This window comes from Streptomyces sp. NPDC002004, assembly GCF_053593975.1.
Genome location: NZ_JBSFDP010000016.1, coordinates 111,675 through 125,136, shown reverse-complemented (window position 1 = coordinate 125,136; position 13,462 = coordinate 111,675). Strand labels below are relative to the sequence as shown.

The following is a 13,462-nucleotide window of genomic DNA, read 5'->3' as shown; positions in this document are numbered from 1 at the left end:
CGCGCAGTGTAGCAGAGGGACCCTGCATGCTTGTGAAGGGGCTCACGAGCGACCCCCTCCGGGCGGGTGGATACTCGATGGCATGAGCACCACGGAGCGTCCCAGGATCCTCGTAGTAGGCGGTGGGTACGTAGGCCTGTACGCAGCTCGGCGCATCCTCAAGAAGATGCGCTACGGCGAGGCGACCGTCACGGTCGTCGACCCGCGGTCGTACATGACCTATCAGCCCTTCCTCCCCGAAGCCGCCGCCGGCAGCATCTCCCCGCGGCATGTCGTCGTCCCGCTGCGACGCGTGCTGCCCAAGGCGGAGGTCCTCACCGGTCGGGTCACCACCATCGACCAGGACCGCAAGGTCGCCACGATCGCGCCGCTCGTCGGCGCGGCCTACGAGCTGCCTTTCGACTACCTGGTGGTCGCCCTCGGCGCCGTCTCGCGCACCTTCCCGATCCCCGGCCTCGCCGAGCAGGGCATCGGCATGAAGGGCATCGAGGAGTCCATCGGTCTGCGCAACCACGTCCTCGAGCAGCTCGACAAGGCCGACTCGACCACGGACGAGGAAGTGCGCCGCAAGGCCCTCACCTTCGTCTTCGTCGGCGGTGGCTTCGCCGGTGCGGAGACCATCGGTGAGGTCGAGGACATGGCCCGCGACGCGGCGAAGTACTACAGCAGCGTGTCCCGCGAGGACATGCGCTTCATCCTCGTCGACGCCGCGGACAAGATCCTCCCCGAGGTCGGCCCCAAGCTCGGCCAGTACGGCAAGGAGCACCTGGAGAGCCGCGGGGTCGAGATCTACCTCAGCACCTCCATGGACTCCTGCGTCGACGGCCACGTCGTGCTGAAGAACGGCCTCGAGGTCGACTCCAACACGATCGTGTGGACCGCCGGTGTGAAGCCGAACCCGGTGCTCGCCCGCTACGGTCTGCCGCTCGGCCCGCGCGGCCACGTGGACACCCAGACGACGCTCCAGGTGCAGGGCACCGACTACATCTGGGCCGCCGGCGACAACGCCCAGGTCCCGGACCTCGTCGGCCGCAAGGCCGGCAACCCGAACGCCTGGTGCCCCCCGAACGCCCAGCACGCACTGCGTCAGGCCCGGGTCCTCGGCGACAACGTGATCTCCGGTATGCGGGGCTTCCCGCAGAAGGAGTACAGCCACGCCAACAAGGGTGCGGTCGCCGGTCTCGGCCTGCACAAGGGCGTCGCGATGATCGTCATGGGCAAGGTGAAGATCAAGCTCAAGGGCCGTCTCGCCTGGTACATGCACCGTGGCTACCACGGCATGGCGATGCCGACCTTCAACCGGAAGATCCGCGTGTTCGCCGACTGGACGCTCGGCATGTTCCTCAAGCGCGAGGTCGTCTCGCTCGGCGCGATGGAGACTCCGCGCGAGGAGTTCTACGAGGCCGCCAAGCCGGCGCCGGCCCCGGCCGCCGCCAAGACCGAGGAGAAGGCCAAGGCCTCCTGACCTCCGGTCAGTTCGTGTGACCCCGAAGGGGGCGCCCGCCATCCGTGGTGCGGGCGCCCCCTTCGGCGTACCACCTCCCGCCGCGGCGCACGCAGATGTGCGGATCCGGGAAGAGATGTCCCGACACGGATGAGGATCGGCCCCCGCGGTGTTTACGTGGAGTCGGACCGTTTCCGGGATCTTTCCCCGAGTTCGCGACCCTCGTGAGCGCCGGGGAACCCCAATCACGGAGGTGTGCGCCATGCAGGATGCCGCACTGCGGCTGAGAACCATTGCCGAGCAGCTGTTGGGGGCGCCGCTCCCGGTGCGGCTGCGTGCCTGGGACGGTTCGGAATCCGGCCCGCCCGTCGTCCGTCGGGCTCCGGGCGAGGCCCCCGGCACAGCCCCCGCCGCCACGGACGTGCCCGTGCTCGTCGTACGTCACCGGCGGGCCCTGCGCCGCATGCTCTGGAAGCCGGGCGAACTGGGCCTCGTCCGGGCCTGGGTGGCCGGTGAACTGGACGTCGAGGGCGACCTGTACCAGGCGCTGGATCTGCTCGCCGGACTGGTCTGGGAGCGTGGCGAGGGTGGCGGGGGCGGCGTCCTGGCCGCACTGCGCGACCCATCCGTGCGCGAGGCCGCACGGGACCTCGTCAGGCTCGCGGGCCCCTTCCCGCCGCCGGCCCCGCCCCGCGAGGAGGCCCGCAGACACCGCAGGCTGCACCTGCACACCAGGGGCAGCGACAAGCAGGCCATCAGCCACCACTACGACGTCGGCAACGACTTCTACGAGCTCGTGCTCGGCCCGTCGATGGTCTACTCGTGCGCCTACTGGGACGCGCCCGACGGGAGCCTGGAGGACGCCCAGCGCGACAAGCTGGAACTGATCTGCCGCAAGCTCGACCTGAAGCCCGGTCAGCGGCTGCTCGACGTCGGCTGCGGCTGGGGCGCCATGGCCGTCCACGCGGCCCGTGAGCACGGTGTACACGTCGTCGGCATCACCCTCTCCGGCGAGCAGGCCGCGTACGCCCGCAAGCGCGCCGCGGACGAGGGGCTGACCGACCGGGTCGAGATCCGGGTCCAGGACTACCGGGACGTCTCCGACGGGCCGTACGACGCGATCTCCTCGATCGGCATGGCCGAGCACGTCGGCTCGGCACAGTACCTGGAGTACGCACGCGCCCTGTACGCCCTCCTCAAGACCGGCGGGCGGCTGCTCAACCACCAGATCGGCCGGCGCCCGCAGACCGACGAGGAGGCGTACGAGGTCGACGAGTTCATCGACGCGTACGTCTTCCCGGACGGTGAGCTCGCCCCCGTCGGCACCACCGTCGGCCTGCTGGAGCAGGCCGGGTTCGAGGTGCGCGACCTGGAGTCGATCCGCGAGCACTACGCGCTCACGCTGCGCCGCTGGGTCACCAACCTGGAGGCCGGCTGGGGCCGTGCCATCAAGCTGACCAGCCCCGGCCGCGCCCGTGTGTGGCGGCTCTACATGGCGGCGTCCGCGCTGTCCTTCGAACACAACCGCATCGGCGTCAACCAGGTCCTCGCGGTGAAGACCCCGGACGGCGGGCCGTCCGGCATGCCGCTGCGGGCTCGCGACTGGCGGACCCCGTAGGCGGCGCAGGCCGCGACACGCACGAAGGGGCCCCGTCCGGACCGGACGGGGCCCCACGCACGCACGCGCACGGACTACGGCATCACTCCGACTTGATCGCCGTCAGCACGTTCAGACGCGCCGCCCGGCGGGCCGGCCACAGCGCGGCCAGGACACCGACCACCCCGGCCAGCAGCAGGAACACGGCCATCCGGCCCCAGGGCAGCACCAGCTCGTACGTCGACATCTTGCCGCCGATCAGCTCGCCGGCCGCCCAGCCGAAGAACACGCCCAGGCCGACCCCGAGGACACCGCCGAACAGGGAGATCACCAGCGACTCCAGGCGGACCATCCGCTTGACGCCGCGCCGGTCGAGGCCGATCGCCCGCAGCATGCCGATCTCCTGCGAACGCTCGAAGACGGACATCGCCAGCGTGTTGATGACACCGAGGACCGCGACGATCACCGCCATGGCCAGCAGGCCGTACAGCATGTTCAGCATCAGCGTGAACGACTTCGCGATGCCGTCGGAGATCTCCTGCTTGTCCTGGACCTTGATGCCCGGGTTGTCGCCGAGGGCCTTCTCCATCCGGTTCTTGACCGCCGCGGTCGGACCGCCGTCGGCCTTCACCATCACCTTCATGTCGGACGGGGCCGAGAGGTGCGGGGTGAGGGTGCGGTTGTCGATCAGGATCCCGCTGATCAGCTCGTTGCCCTCGTAGACGCCCGCGACCCTCAGCCGCTCCCGCTTGCCGTCCTCGAGCGCGGCGGTGAACGTCGAACCGGCCTTCCAGTGGTGGAGCTTCGCGGTCTCCGCGTCGACGGTGACCGTCGTTCCGCCGACCTCGAAGGAGCCGTCGTCGGCCTTCAGGTCGGTCAGCTCGCCGATGGTCCGGCCGTTGACGCCGGTCAGGTACTCCGTCGTACCGGCGATACGGGCGGGCGCGTCGCGCATCGGGCTCGTCGCGGTGACGCCGTCGACGGCCGCGAGCTTCCTGTCGACCTCCGGCGAGAGGCTGTTGTAGTTCGCCATGCTGACGACGTAGTCCGCCTTCAGCGCGGCCGTCGCCATCTTGTCGATCGCCTGCTGCGAGCTGCCCGCGATCACCGTCATACCGGTGATCAGGGTGAGACCGATCATCAGCGCCGAGGCCGTCGCCGCGGTGCGGCGCGGATTGCGCACCGAGTTCTGGCGGGCGAGCTTCCCGGAGACGCCGAACATGCGCATCAGCGGGGCGGCCGCCGCGATCAGCGGGCGGGACAGCAGCGGCGTGAGCACGAAGACGCCGATGATGAGGAGCGCCGCGCCCACGCCCATCGGGGCCTGGCCGGAGTCGCTGCCCATACCCGTGGCGGCGAGCACCACGGCGATGCCCGCGGCGGAGAACAGCGCACCGATCGTGTTGCGCAGCACCAGCGACTTGGTGGTGGCCGGCGCGTGGAGGCTGCCCATCGCGGCGACCGGGGGGATCTTCGCCGCACGGCGGCCCGGCAGCCATGCGGCGAGCATCGTGACGACGACGCCAACCGCCAGTGCGGTGGCCACCGTGCCCGGAGTGATCACCAGCGGGCCGTCCGGGACGCTGCCGCCGAACGAGCCGACCAACGAGCGCAGTCCGGCGCCGATGCCGATGCCGGCGACCAGACCCGCCACGGCGGCGACCGCACCGACCACGAACGCCTCGATCAGCACCGAGCGGGTGACCTGGCGCCGGGAGGCGCCGACGGCGCGCAGCAGCGCGAGCTCCTTGGTGCGCTGGGCGACCAGCATCGTGAACGTGTTGGCGATGATGAAGACGCCCACGAACAGGGCGATGCCGGCGAAGACGAGCAGGCTCGTCTTCATGCTGCTCATCGAGTCGGCGATCATCCGCGCCTGGTCGTCCGCGAGCTGCTTGCCCGTGGTCGTGCTCGCCCGGTCCTTCGGGAGGATCCTGTCCAGCTCGGCCCGGAGGGCGGCCTGCGTGGTGCCAGGGGCCGCCTTCACGTCGATCTCGTCGAAGGCGCCGCCCTTGTGGAACAGCCGCTGCGCGGTCGTCGTGTCGAACAGGGCGAGACTGCCGCCGGCGGCCACATTGCCGTCGTCGGTGGTGAAGATGCCGGATATGCGCGGCGTGAGGACGGGGCCGTCGACCGACATCCGCAGGGTGTCGCCGACCTTGTACCCGGCGCGCTCCGCGGTCCTGGAGTCCAGGGCGACCTGGCCCGGGCCCTTGGGGGCGTGGCCCTTGGCCAGGGGGTAGCGCGGGTCCTTGACGCCCCAGTAGTTGCCGCCCTGCGACTGGAAGCCGTTGCCGAGCAGCTTGCCGTCCTTGTCGGCGACGGCGGTGAACCCGCTGACGACGCCGATCGCGCGCTCGGCGCCGGGCACGTGGGCTGCGCGGTCGAGGGTCGGCCGGGTCAGCCTCGGCTCCTTGCCGACCTTGTCGCCGGTGTCCTGGGGGCCCTCCGGGGTGATGGCGACGTCGACCTGGTCGAAGCCCTTGGCGGAGCTCTTCTGGTACGCGTCGGAAATGGTGTTGGTGAAGACGAGCGTGCCGGAGACGAACGCCACGCCGAGCATCACGGCAAGCACGGTCATCAACAGCCGGCCCTTGTGCGCGAACACATTGCGCAAGGCGGTACGGAACATTTCCTTCTCGGTTCAGGTCGGGGTCGGATCTGGGACTGGGTCTGGGTCTGGGGCCGCCCGGGCGGCTGCCGGTGGCGGGTGGTGCGGTGCGGTGCGCTGCGGCGGCGGGGTGGTGGGTCCGCGGTGGGTGGGCGGCTGTCGGTGGCGGGGTGGTGCGCCTGCTGTCGGTGGTGGGGCCGGGCCGCGCCGGGACCTCCGTCCTCGGACCGGCGCGCAGCCGTCACCCGCCCTGGCACCCGGCACTTGCGCGCCGGCCGCTGCGGGCGGAGGTCCCGCCACGTCCCCTCCCGCCGGAGGGCGGCCACTTCGCCGTAGCGGCGCGGCGGCGGCCTCCTTCCCACCCGGCATGCGTTCCGCCTGGGCGGATCGGGGTGGAGCGGCGCAGCTCCGTGACCCGCTGTGGGCAGTCGTTCCGCTGGGGCGATGGGGTTCCCCCCTGCTCGAGCGCAGTCGAGAGCTTGGGGGAGGGTGGGCACAGCCCCGGTGCCGGGTGACCTGGAGGGTGATGTGAGGTGGTGCCGGGAGGTGGGCCAGGGGCGTCCCGGCCCCGGTGGTGCCGTGGGCCGGGGTCGGTCAGCTGGTGCGGCCCTTGGCGTCGAACCGCTTCATCCGGTCCAGCACCGCGTCGGCCGACGGCCCGTACAGCTCGTCGACGATCCGCCCGTCGGCGAGGAAGACGACCCGGTCGGCATACGCGGCGGCAACCGGGTCGTGCGTCACCATCACCACGGTCTGCCCCAGCTCCCGCACCGAGTTCCGGAGGAACCCGAGCACCTCCGCCCCCGACCGCGAGTCGAGGTTTCCGGTCGGCTCGTCACCGAAGATGATCTCCGGCCTGGAGGCGAGTGCCCGCGCCACGGCGACACGCTGCTGCTGACCGCCGGAGAGCTGGGACGGCCGGTGCCCGAGCCGTCCCGACAGACCGACCATGTGGATCACGGTCTCCAGCCACTGCTTGTCGTGCTTGCGCCCGGCGATGTCCATCGGGAGCGTGATGTTCTCCAGGGCGGTCAGGGTCGGCAGCAGGTTGAACGCCTGGAAGATGAACCCGATCTTGTCCCGGCGCAGCTTGGTGAGCTGCTTGTCCTTGAGTGAGCCGAGCTCGGTGTCGCCGATGCGGACCGACCCGGAGGAGAAGGTGTCCAGGCCCGCCACGCAGTGCATCAGCGTGGACTTGCCGGACCCGGAGGGGCCCATGATCGCGGTGAACTCGGCCTGCTTGAAGTCCACGGAGACCCGGTCGAGGGCGACCACCTGGGTCTCGCCCTGACCGTAGACCTTGGTCAGATCCGTGGCCCGTGCGGCCACGGCGGTGGCGCGGTCGGCGATGGGAGTGGTGGTCACGGGACGGTGCTCCTGTCGGTACGAGGGCCGGCGGCGGCCGCCGGGTGGGACTCTTCCATCGTCCTGGCGGCGCGGCCCGCTGGAGTCAGCCGCTGTTCCGGTTCCTGGGGCAGTCTTCGGTCGGACGGGAGGCGCCTCCCTCATACCTGGGGATGACAACCGTCCCTGAGACCGGGGGTCCACCGAGACGGTGAAATTCCGTCATTCCGTACCGATCACCAAAGCCCCGCAGAAGGCCGTCCCGTAAGTGAGAACGCCCTGCGACAAGGGCTGATGCTCCCTCAGACCTCAATAAAATAAGACAACATCGGTCTGTGGTTCCGCTGTTCGGGGGACGTATCCGGATAGGCTCGGACCACTCGATGCGGAGCCCATGGCCTGCCCGGATGGTGGAATGCAGACACGGCGAGCTTAAACCTCGCTGCCCCTCGCGGGCGTACCGGTTCAAGTCCGGTTCCGGGCACCTTCGCGGCCGTTTCTCCGCCCCCGTGATCACTCTCTTCCTCTCGCTTGCAGGGTTCTGGCGCGGGCGTGAGCCTGGAGGGGGGCCGGTGTCGCGCGGGCGTCGAGGAGATGAGGCAGATGCCCAAGGTTTCGAGGGAGAGCGCCGCGCAGGTCGAGGACCACGGCGCGGTCGTCGACCACCACGAGGACGTGGATGGTTACACCGTCAACTTCGTGTCCTTCCGGCAGGGCATCGACGGCACCGAGCTGTTCGAGGGGCTTCCCGGTGACAGCTGCAGCTGTCCCCACTGGGGGTACGTCCTCAAGGGCCGCGCGACCTTCCGCTTCCCCACCCATGAAGAGGTCTTCGAGGCGGGGGACGCCTTCTATCTCCCACCGGGCCATGTGCCCCTGGTCGACGCCGACACCGAACTGCTCCAGTTCAGCCCCACCGCGCAGTTGCGGGTGGTCGAGGCCGCGGTGACGCAGAACATGCAGAAGAAGAACACCGATTGACGGTGCATCGTCGAGCCGCACCATCGAGCCGCACCCGCGCCGGCCGTGACGGGATCCGGGGCGCGCAGGCGCGGCGCCCGGCGCGCGGGGACGTGTGACGGCCCGCGCGCGGGAAGGCGGCCGGCCAAGTCGGTCACTCCGATGCGCGGTTACGTCCAAGGGCCTTGCGGTAAGGGGCGGCTCTCCGTCGATGGGGGCCGCGCGTCGTGTCGAGGACCCCGCCGGGCGCCCGAACCGCACCGTGGGTGACGTCCTCGCCCGGGCCCGCGCGCCCGCCAGGACCGCCGGCGCCGCCTCACCGCGTCCCGCGCCGCCGAGGCCGGGCTCGCCGGGACGTGTGCGCGGGCTTCCCTCCGGATCGAGCCAATCCCTTCCGCATCCCCGGCATCGGGCCGACGGGGTGTGTTCCGCGTCACAAGGATGAGGGAAAGATCCTCCCCAAGCACTAGAGTCAAGGCTTTGCCTACCCATTACTCTTGGGCCAAGGCCACGCAGGGTGAGCCATGGAGGAGTGAAATGAGGAGCAGTAACCCGGTCTTCTCGCGACGGGGCTTCAGCCGCGACAACGGCTATGCGGGCTTCAACGCCGCGCCGCAGGCCGGGGGACCCGCTGCAGGTACGCAGGGCAACCCGTACGCGGGGGGCAACCCTTACGCGCAGACCCCCGGCAACCCGTACGCCCAGAACCCGTACGCGCAGCAGGACCTGCAGTACGGCGCGCCGCCCCAGGCCCCGGTCTCCACCGGGCGCATGACGATGGACGACGTCGTCATGCGCACCGCCACCACGCTCGGCGTGCTGGTGCTGACCGCCGCGCTCGCCTGGGCGCTGCTGCCGGTCGACGTCGCCAACATCGGCCGCTCGTACGGCATCGCGATCGGTGCCGGCCTCGTCGCGATGGTGCTGGGCCTCGTCCAGTCCTTCAAGCGCAAGGCGTCGCCCGCGCTGATCCTGTCGTACGCCGGTCTGGAGGGTGTCTTCCTCGGCGTCGTCAGCAGCATCGTCGACCAGCACATCGCCAGCGGCGCCGCGATGCAGGCGGTGCTCGGCACCATGGCGGTCTTCGTCTCCGTCCTCGTGGCGTACCGCGCGGGCTGGATCCGTGTGAACCGCCGCTTCTACGGCTTCGTGATGGCCGCGGCGCTCGGCTTCATCCTGCTGATGGCCGTGAACCTGCTGTTCATGGTCTTCGGCGGCGGCGACGGCCTCGGCTTCCGCAGCGGCCCGCTGGGCGTGGTGTTCGGCGTGATCGGCATCATCATCGGCGCCTGCTTCCTGGCCCTGGACTTCAAGCAGGTCGAGGACGGCATCGCCTACGGCGCGCCCCGCGAGGAGGCGTGGCTGGCCGCGTTCGGTCTGACCATGACGCTGGTCTGGATCTACATGGAGTTCCTGCGCATCATCGCCATCCTCCAGGGTGACGACTGACCTTCTCCGGGCGGCCGACGCCCCCGGGAAGTGACCCGCCGAAGGGCCCGCGAACACCGGTTCGCGGGCCCTTCGGGTCGTCGGGGTCGTTGTCGGTGGTGGGAAGCGGTGCCTACCGGCGACGCGTCCTCAGTGGCGGATGCGGGTGGCCCGCCGCAGGTCGAATTCGTGTACGAGTGCCTTGGCGTGGCCGTACGCGAGGTTGTGCTCGAAGCGGAGCCAGCTGACCTTCTCGTCGAAGCGGAAGAACGCAGGTCCCTCTTCGAGGGTGCGAAGCCACTCCGAGACTTCCTTGCCGGTGCAGTGGGGAATGCGGGCGAGCAGATTGCGATGGGTCTCCTCGGAGAAGACTTGGGACATCGGCGCCTCCGGACGCGTGCGATGTGGTCCGTCCTTCACGCCACCGTGCCTCAGCGTTCGGGTGTTGGCAACAGTCCGGGTCGGGCGCATAAGGTCACGGCGTGCTTGATACGACCCCTCTGACGTCAGCCGTGGACCATTTCGCCGACCGATTGCGGGCCGCGCCGCAGAGCAGGCTCCAGCGTGGTGCGGCGGCCGAGGCACTGGCTCTGGCCAGGGAATTCGCCGACCGGGCGCAGCGCCTGGAGGACCCGTCGGCCGCACCGCGCGCCATGCCCGACGCGGGTATGTTCGCCGCCGCCGACCAGGTCACGGTCGCAGCGCGCGATCTGGCGCTCGTTCTGCGTGACGGCGAGCAGCTGGCGGAGGCGGTGGCGCTGGTGGAGGAGGCACAGAAACGCGCCGGGGTGTGATGTCCCCGGCGCGTGCACGTCCGTGCCTCAGGCGGAGGCGATCACCCGGTCCGCCAGGACGTAGATGTTCTCGTCGCCGCAGGTGAAGGTCAGGGCGTAGGCGCCGGAGACTCCGGAGCCGCCCAGCAGGACCGGCGCCTCGCCCGCGCGCAGCGCGGTGACCAGCCGCTCGGCGGTCTCCCGGTGCCCGGGCGTCATGCACAGCGTCGTACCGTCCGCGAAGACGTAGACGTCGAGCGTGCCCAGCGGGCCCGGGCGCACGTCGGCCAGGGCGGTACGGGCCTCCGCGAGCTCCTCCAGCGTGGCTGCGGTGCGCTCCTGGTCGCCGACCGCGGGGGGCTGCACCGGCACGAAGTCGGGGTGCGAGGGGTGACGGCGACGGGCGGCGGCCAGCTCGGCGGATTCTCCGGTGTGCTCGTCCGTCTCCGCGGCGGCCTCGGCCACCGGCTCCAGGTGGTCCAGGCCCGCGAAGTCCGACTGGCGCGGCAGGAACAGGTCGTCCGTCGGCAGACCGAGCAGGGAGGGCGCGTCGGAGGCGTCACGCGCCTCCTGTGCGGCCCAGAAGGCACGTGCCTCGGCCATCTCCCGCTCGCGCTCCTCGGCGAGTGCGGCGGCGACGGCAGCGCGTATCTCCTCGGTGTCGGCGCTGCGGGCAGCGGGAACGAGGGGCCGCGCGGACGCGGTACGGGTGTCGATCAGCTCGGTGTGCAGGGCGGTGATCTGCCGGCGCAGTCCCCGCACGGAATGCAGGGCAGCGGTGCCCACGGCCGTCGCGGCGGCCGTGGTGACCAGCAGGACAAGGGGCATAGCGCTCACTGACGTACTCCTGGCTTCACATGGGTCCCCCGACTATCTACAACAGCTTGAAGCCCCAACTAGCCCCCTGTCAGTGCGTAACGTCACGAAATGGACAGGTATTTTGCGGCGTGGTTTACCTGGAGAATGGCGCTGACCTGCGGAAATGCCACTCCCCCAGGAGATAGGTCACATCCTGGGGGAGATTGGATTACGAATCCGTGGCCGACGTGTGAAAACCGGGCCTCCATGGGAGGGGCCGTGGCCGCCGGGAGCGTGCCGGGGCGGGCGTGCCGCCCCGGCCGGGACCTCAGCTGAGGCGCTCGATGACCATGGCCATGCCCTGGCCACCGCCCACGCACATCGTCTCCAGGCCGAACTGCTTGTCGTGGAACTGGAGGCTGTTGATCAGCGTGCCGGTGATCCGGGCGCCGGTCATGCCGAAGGGGTGGCCGACGGCGATGCCGCCGCCGTTGACGTTCAGCTTGTCGATGTCGATGCCCAGGTCGCGGTAGGACGGGATGACCTGGGCGGCGAAGGCCTCGTTGATCTCGACCAGGTCGATGTCGTCGACGGTCAGCCCGGCCCGCCGCAGGGCCTGCTTCGACGCCTCGACCGGGCCGAGGCCCATGATCTCGGGGGAGAGGCCGGTGACGCCGGTGGACACGATGCGGGCGAGCGGGGTGAGGCCCAGCTCGCGGGCCTTCGTGTCGCTCATGATCACGAGCGCGGCGGCGCCGTCGTTGAGCGGGCAGCAGTTGCCCGCGGTGACCAGGCCGTCGGGACGGAAGACGGGCTTGAGGCCCTGGACGCCCTCCAGGGTGACGCCGGCGCGCGGACCGTCGTCCGTGGACACGACGGTGCCGTCCGGGGTCGTCACCGGGGTGATCTCGCGCTCCCAGAAGCCCTTCTTGATCGCTTCCTCGGCGAGGTTCTGCGAGCGGACGCCGAACTCGTCCATGTCCTGGCGGGTGACGCCCTTCAGGCGGGCCAGGTTCTCGGCGGTCTGGCCCATCGCGATGTACGCGTCCGGGATCAGGCCGTCCTCGCGCGGGTCGTGCCACGTGGAGCCCTCGCTGGCGGCGACGGCCGCGGTGCGGGCCTCGGCCTCGGCGAAGAGGGGGTTGTGGGTGTCCGGGAGCCCGTCGGAGGTGCCCTTGACCGACCGGGACACGGTCTCGACGCCGGCGGAGATGAACACGTCGCCCTCGCCCGCCTTGATGGCGTGCAGGGCCATGCGGGAGGTCTGGAGCGACGAGGAGCAGTACCGGGTGATGGTGCAGCCCGGGAGGTGGTCCATGCCCATCTGGACGGCCACGATGCGGCCCAGGTTGTGCCCCTGCTCGCCGCCGGGCAGGCCGCAGCCGAGCATCAGGTCGTCGATGTCCCTGGGGTCCAGCTCGGGGATCCGGTCCAGGGCGGCCTGGATGATCGTGGCGGTCAGGTCGTCCGGCCGCACGTCCTTCAGCGAGCCCTTGAAGGCGCGGCCGATCGGGGAGCGGGCGGCAGAGACGATCACGGCTTCGGGCATCACGGCTCCAGAGGGCTGGGAAGTGGGTGGGCCTGGGGGGAAGTTACCCGCCCGTACGGCGCAGGTCACCGGTGGGGGCGTGTGACACCCACCGCACTTTTCTAAGCGCTTGCTCAGTCTGGCGGGGGCGCCCTCACCCGTGTCTACCCACCCGCACGTCACCCACCGACCCCGGCCCCGCCGCCGTAACGCCTCCTGCGACCACCGGAGCCCGACACTCCCACCGGCACCACCTCCCCGCCCCCGGCCCCACCTCACGCCACGGCCCTGCCTTTCCGGCACTTGGGCCGCACCCCCGGCACCACCTCACGTCACCCGCCCGGTCACCGGCACCGGGGGCTGTGCCCACCCTCCCCCAAGCTCTCGACTGCGCTCGAGCAGGGGGGACCCCCATCGCCCCAGCGGAACGACTGCCCACAGTGGGAGACGGCGCTGTGCCGCCCACCTGTTCTTCCCCGGCGGAACGACTGCCCACAGCGGGAGACGGCGCGTTGCGCCGCCCGGCGGAACGGTTGCCCAGGGCGGTAGCGGCACCGGAGGGCGACCGCGGTCCCGTCGCTTGTGGCTCCGGCGGTGCCGTAGTCGTCGTGGTGGACGGGATGGCGGCCCGCAGCCGCCGGACCGGCGGGAGGGGACGTGGCGGGACCTCCGCCCGCAGCGGCCGGCGCGCAAGTGCCGGGTGGCTCGACGGGCGACGGGAGCGCGCCGGTCCGAGGACGGAGGTCCCGGCGCGGCCCCGCCCCACCCACCGACCGCACGCGCCGCTCCACCACCCGCCAGACGCCGACGCAGCCCCGGCCCCCCGCCGTGGGCGCATCACCCGGCCACGGGTAGTCGCCCAGGAGGCCCGAGCCATCCACCGGTCGTGGGCGCATCACCCGGCCACGGGTAGTCGCCCAGGAGGCCCCAGCCATCCACAGGTCGTGGGCGCACCACCCGCCCACGGGAAGTCGCCCAG

Annotated in this window: 10 protein-coding genes and 1 tRNA gene; 6 read left to right on the top strand and 5 right to left on the bottom strand. The window is 70.9% G+C overall.

Annotation, left to right across the window (positions count from 1 at the left end; genetic code table 11):
• The first annotated feature begins 82 nt into the window (after positions 1-82).
• Together ACWCP6_RS23430 and ACWCP6_RS23425 are read left to right on the top strand one after the other, a co-directional pair.
• Positions 83-1,465 carry an NAD(P)/FAD-dependent oxidoreductase gene (locus tag ACWCP6_RS23430; protein WP_450934456.1) on the top strand — a complete coding sequence of 461 codons (1,383 nt, stop codon included), beginning with the start codon at positions 83-85 and terminating at the stop codon, positions 1,463-1,465.
• Positions 1,466-1,706: 241 nt separating this feature from the next.
• Positions 1,707-3,062, top strand: a complete 1,356-nt coding sequence (locus ACWCP6_RS23425; protein ID WP_450934455.1) for a class I SAM-dependent methyltransferase — start codon at positions 1,707-1,709, stop codon at positions 3,060-3,062.
• A gap of 82 nt (positions 3,063-3,144) precedes the next feature.
• Here ACWCP6_RS23425 and ACWCP6_RS23420 read toward each other — a convergent pair whose 3' ends face one another.
• Together ACWCP6_RS23420 and ACWCP6_RS23415 are read right to left on the bottom strand one after the other, a co-directional pair.
• Positions 3,145-5,673 carry an ABC transporter permease gene (locus ACWCP6_RS23420; RefSeq protein ID WP_450934454.1) on the bottom strand — a complete coding sequence of 843 codons (2,529 nt, stop codon included), beginning with the start codon at positions 5,671-5,673 and terminating at the stop codon, positions 3,145-3,147.
• A gap of 573 nt (positions 5,674-6,246) precedes the next feature.
• Positions 6,247-7,017, bottom strand: coding sequence for an ABC transporter ATP-binding protein (locus tag ACWCP6_RS23415; protein WP_450934453.1), 771 nt, complete (start codon positions 7,015-7,017; stop codon positions 6,247-6,249).
• A gap of 380 nt (positions 7,018-7,397) precedes the next feature.
• On the opposite strand from ACWCP6_RS23415, the gene ACWCP6_RS23410 reads away from it, so the two are divergent.
• The 3 genes from ACWCP6_RS23410 to ACWCP6_RS23400 all read left to right on the top strand — a co-directional run bounded on the left by ACWCP6_RS23410 (position 7,398) and on the right by ACWCP6_RS23400 (position 9,405).
• Positions 7,398-7,480: transfer RNA gene (locus ACWCP6_RS23410), tRNA-Leu, on the top strand.
• 119 nt (positions 7,481-7,599) lie between these two features.
• The gene (locus ACWCP6_RS23405; protein WP_450934452.1) at positions 7,600-7,977 is read left to right on the top strand and encodes a hypothetical protein; all 378 of its coding nucleotides are present in this window, start codon (positions 7,600-7,602) and stop codon (positions 7,975-7,977) included.
• 516 nt (positions 7,978-8,493) lie between these two features.
• Positions 8,494-9,405: a Bax inhibitor-1/YccA family protein gene (locus ACWCP6_RS23400; protein ID WP_450934451.1), complete on the top strand. Its 912-nt coding sequence runs from the start codon at positions 8,494-8,496 to the stop codon at positions 9,403-9,405.
• Positions 9,406-9,534: 129 nt separating this feature from the next.
• Here ACWCP6_RS23400 and ACWCP6_RS23395 read toward each other — a convergent pair whose 3' ends face one another.
• Positions 9,535-9,765, bottom strand: a complete 231-nt coding sequence (locus ACWCP6_RS23395) for a DUF4287 domain-containing protein (RefSeq protein ID WP_450934450.1) — start codon at positions 9,763-9,765, stop codon at positions 9,535-9,537.
• 101 nt (positions 9,766-9,866) lie between these two features.
• On the opposite strand from ACWCP6_RS23395, the gene ACWCP6_RS23390 reads away from it, so the two are divergent.
• Complete coding sequence (locus ACWCP6_RS23390; protein ID WP_450934449.1) at positions 9,867-10,178, top strand: hypothetical protein; 312 nt, start codon at positions 9,867-9,869, stop codon at positions 10,176-10,178.
• 27 nt (positions 10,179-10,205) lie between these two features.
• On the opposite strand, the gene ACWCP6_RS23385 is transcribed toward ACWCP6_RS23390, so the two are convergent.
• Together ACWCP6_RS23385 and ACWCP6_RS23380 are read right to left on the bottom strand one after the other, a co-directional pair.
• Complete coding sequence (locus tag ACWCP6_RS23385) at positions 10,206-10,985, bottom strand: hypothetical protein (protein ID WP_450934484.1); 780 nt, start codon at positions 10,983-10,985, stop codon at positions 10,206-10,208.
• Between the two features lie 298 nt (positions 10,986-11,283).
• Positions 11,284-12,504: an acetyl-CoA C-acetyltransferase gene (locus tag ACWCP6_RS23380; protein ID WP_450934448.1), complete on the bottom strand. Its 1,221-nt coding sequence runs from the start codon at positions 12,502-12,504 to the stop codon at positions 11,284-11,286.
• Positions 12,505-13,462: the final 958 nt, after the last annotated feature.

Bases quoted from the DNA above. Each gene is read 5' to 3' on its own strand.
- ACWCP6_RS23430 (WP_450934456.1), top strand. From the start codon at position 83: ATGAGCACCACGGAGCGTCCCAGGATCCTCGTAGTAGGCGGTGGGTAC.
- ACWCP6_RS23425 (WP_450934455.1), top strand. From the start codon at position 1,707: ATGCAGGATGCCGCACTGCGGCTGAGAACCATTGCCGAGCAGCTGTTG.
- ACWCP6_RS23420 (WP_450934454.1), bottom strand. From the start codon at position 5,673: ATGTTCCGTACCGCCTTGCGCAATGTGTTCGCGCACAAGGGCCGGCTG.
- ACWCP6_RS23405 (WP_450934452.1), top strand. From the start codon at position 7,600: ATGCCCAAGGTTTCGAGGGAGAGCGCCGCGCAGGTCGAGGACCACGGC.
- ACWCP6_RS23400 (WP_450934451.1), top strand. From the start codon at position 8,494: ATGAGGAGCAGTAACCCGGTCTTCTCGCGACGGGGCTTCAGCCGCGAC.
- ACWCP6_RS23395 (WP_450934450.1), bottom strand. From the start codon at position 9,765: ATGTCCCAAGTCTTCTCCGAGGAGACCCATCGCAATCTGCTCGCCCGC.
- ACWCP6_RS23385 (WP_450934484.1), bottom strand. From the start codon at position 10,985: ATGCCCCTTGTCCTGCTGGTCACCACGGCCGCCGCGACGGCCGTGGGC.
- ACWCP6_RS23380 (WP_450934448.1), bottom strand. From the start codon at position 12,504: ATGCCCGAAGCCGTGATCGTCTCTGCCGCCCGCTCCCCGATCGGCCGC.